At 43.8% G+C, this 3,252-nt stretch carries 2 protein-coding genes; both read left to right on the top strand.

The genetic code is table 11. From position 1 onward, the window contains the following. The coding region (locus H6S82_RS25680; protein WP_191056918.1) for a DUF928 domain-containing protein at positions 1-695 on the top strand (695 nt) is incomplete at its 5' end. A gap of 3 nt (positions 696-698) precedes the next feature. Further along, positions 699-3,252 (top strand): CHASE2 domain-containing protein (locus tag H6S82_RS25685; RefSeq protein ID WP_191056919.1); only part of this gene is annotated, 2,554 nt, incomplete at its 3' end.

A 3,252-nucleotide genomic window follows, 5' to 3' on the forward strand; every position in this document is an offset into this window, starting at 1 on the left:
CCACCAGAACGATGGGGGGTGGTTCTCGCGGCGAAGTCGGATTTTCTTCTCCAGACGACAACGGGCCCACCAGAACAATGGGGGGTGGTTCTCGCGGCGAAATCGGATTTTCTTCTCCAGACGACAACGCCCCTACCAGAACAATGGCGGGCGGTTCTCGTAGCGAACAACTTCTCAACCCAACCCCTTTAATACCCAGTAGCAATATAGGTAGGACGGGAGCCGAACGACCCACCTTTTTTGTCTACATTCCCCAGACTTCTTACAAGCAAATTTTCTTTAGCTTGTACAGCGAAGACCGCCAGTATCATTTCCAAACCACTTTCGATTTGAACAAAACCGGAGGAGTCATTGCGATTAAGCTTCCGGAAAACGCACCAGCTTTAGAAATCGGCAAAACCTACCAATGGTCGGTGAGTTTTATTCGGTCACAAGAAACGTTGCTTCCAGATTCTTATGCTGTGAGGGGATGGGTGAAGCGGGTTCCGGCTCCAGAAGCTAATGAATCTCTGACTGAGATCCAGTTAGCAGCTCTGTACGGCAAGTCAGGCATCTGGTATGATACCCTGACTATTTTAAGTTCAGCTCGTCTGGCGCGGCCTGAAGATGCTACCGTCAGACAAGAATGGGTGGAACTCTTGGAGCAAGTGGGGCTTAAAGACTTAAGCCAACAGCCTTTGACCGAACAGCTGTAGTCGATGTGGCATCAGATCGGAAAATTGATAAAGCGATGGCAAGGCATCCTTGTCATCGCTCCTACTGTCGCAGTAGCTGTAATTGTCGGCAATGCTACTGGGGCTTTGCAACTATTGGAATGGGTAACTCTCGACCAGTTTTTTCGCCTGCGTCCGCCAGAGGGCGTTGATTCTCGCATCGTTATTGTCACTGTAGACGAAACCGATATTGATGCAGTAGGTCAATGGCCTATGTCCGATCGCACCCTGACGCAACTGTTAAGAAACATTAAAGCTCAGCAGCCTGCGGCGATCGGCTTAGATTTATATCGCGATTTGCCAGTGGAACCGGGACATCAAGAATTGGTGGCCCTCTACAAATCTACCCCAAACTTAATCGGCATTGAGAAAATTACACCAACGACGATCGCGCCGCCACCGATTTTAGCGGAACGCCATCAAGTAGGGGCATCTGACTTAGCTCTCGATGGAGATGGCAAAGTGCGTCGCGCCTTTATGCCCGTGAAAAATTTGCACACTCGCCGAGACCGGCAAGGACTGGGAGTTAAGTTAGCTTTAATGTACCTAAAGTCAAAAAAAATCGAACTAAAAGTTCTCAATCCCAAACAAAACAAAATTGGCTTGGGTCAAGCAGTTTTTCTTCCCTTGCGAGGCGATGAAGGAGGTTATGTAGATCAAGATGCCGGGGGATACCAAGTTTTAATTAACTATCGAGGCGGACTGGAAAATTTTCCCAGCATAGCCATGACGGATGTGTTGAACAACCGCATTCCACCGGATTTAATGCGCGATCGCATCGTTTTCATAGGTGCTACGGCTCCCAGTCTCAACGACCTTTTCCATACGCCCTACAGCAGTACCATATTTAAAGATCCTTCTTATACTCCGGGTGTGGTGATTCATGCCAACTTAGCCAGCCAAATTGTCAGTGCAGCTTTAGAAGGACGCCATTTGTTGCGAGTTTGGGATAGAAGTTTCAATCAAATCTGGATTTTTGTTTGGTCTGGCATCAGTACGATTCTAACTTGGAACATTTTACAGCGGTTTTGGTTGAAAAGAAATGTATTTTTAGGTAGTACAATTTTGAGCATTAGTATTGCAGGTAGCTTGCTATGTGGAATTAGTTATATTGCTTTTTTACAAGGTTGGGTTATCCCCGTATTTTCTCCATTCGTGGCGTTGGGTTCAGCAGCCATTTTAATTAGTAATTATCACAATCAACAACAACTAAAACAAGCTAACGAAAGGTTATTACAAGTCAATCAACAATTAGCTGATTACTCGCGAACCCTAGAATTGAAAGTTAAGGAGAGGACTCAAGAATTAGAGATAGCTAAACAAGCTGCTGATGCGGCAAACCAAGCCAAAAGCGACTTTTTAGCTAGCATGAGCCACGAGTTGCGAACACCTCTAAACGGAATTTTAGGCTACGCGCAAATCTTGCAGCGTTCTAGAACCCTAAGTAAAGAAGACCAAAAGGGCATAAATATTATTTATCAAAGCGGTTCCCATTTACTAAACCTTATTAACGACCTTTTGGATTTAGCTAAAATCGAAGCCCGGAAATTAGAAATCTATGAAAGCGATTTGTATTTGTCGAGTTTTTTGACAACTGTAGCAGAAATTTGCCGTATTAAAGCGGAGCAAAAAGATCTGATTTTTCAGGTAGAGTTTTCACCAGATTTACCTCAACAAGTGCGTGCAGATGAGAAACGTTTAAGACAAGTTTTAATTAATCTGCTGGGCAATGCGATTAAGTTTACTGACGTTGGCTCGGTCACATTCAAAGCGATCGTAGTCGATAGATCTGTCAGTAAGGTAGAAAGACAAACTGTGAAAATTCGCTTCCAAGTTGAAGATACTGGCGTGGGAATGACAAACGAACAGATTGACAAAATCTTTTTACCTTTCGAGCAGGTAGGAGAGAATCGACGCAAAGCAGAAGGAACTGGTTTGGGACTTGCCATCAGTCACAATATCGTCCAAATGATGGGTTCAAAACTAGAAGTATCTTCCGAAGTGGGTGTCGGTAGCGTGTTTAGTTTTGAGTTAAACCTGGAGAAAATATCTGAAAAAATACAAGCGATCGAAGTTACTAAAGCGGAGGCAGTAATTGGTTTTACAGGCAGGCAATCTGCGAAGATATTAGTAGTAGATGACCAAGCCGAAAGCCGCGATATTATCGTCGGTTTTCTCAAACCGATAGGGTTTGACCTGATTGAAGCAAGTAATGGCTCGGAAGGTTTAGAACAAGTTGCGATCGGCAAACCAGATCTAATTATCACAGATTTAGTGATGCCTGTAATGGATGGCTTTGAAATGATTCGGCAAATTAGAACGATCCCAAGTTTTAAAAATACTGAGATTATTGCTATATCCGCTAGTACGTCTTCTAAAAATAAAAAGCAAACATTTTTTGCAGGCAGTAACTATTTTATTTCCAAACCAATTCAGCTCCCAGAGCTTTTAGAAAAACTGAGAAGCAGTCTAGGTGTAAGATGGATAGTCGATCCTAATAAAGCAGACAGCCAAGTGCAAACAGAAGAAGTTCTCAAAA

Origin of the sequence: Planktothrix sp. FACHB-1355 (assembly GCF_014748295.1) — a bacterium.
GTDB classification, from domain to species: Bacteria; Cyanobacteriota; Cyanobacteriia; order Cyanobacteriales; family Aerosakkonemataceae; genus Aerosakkonema; species Aerosakkonema funiforme_A.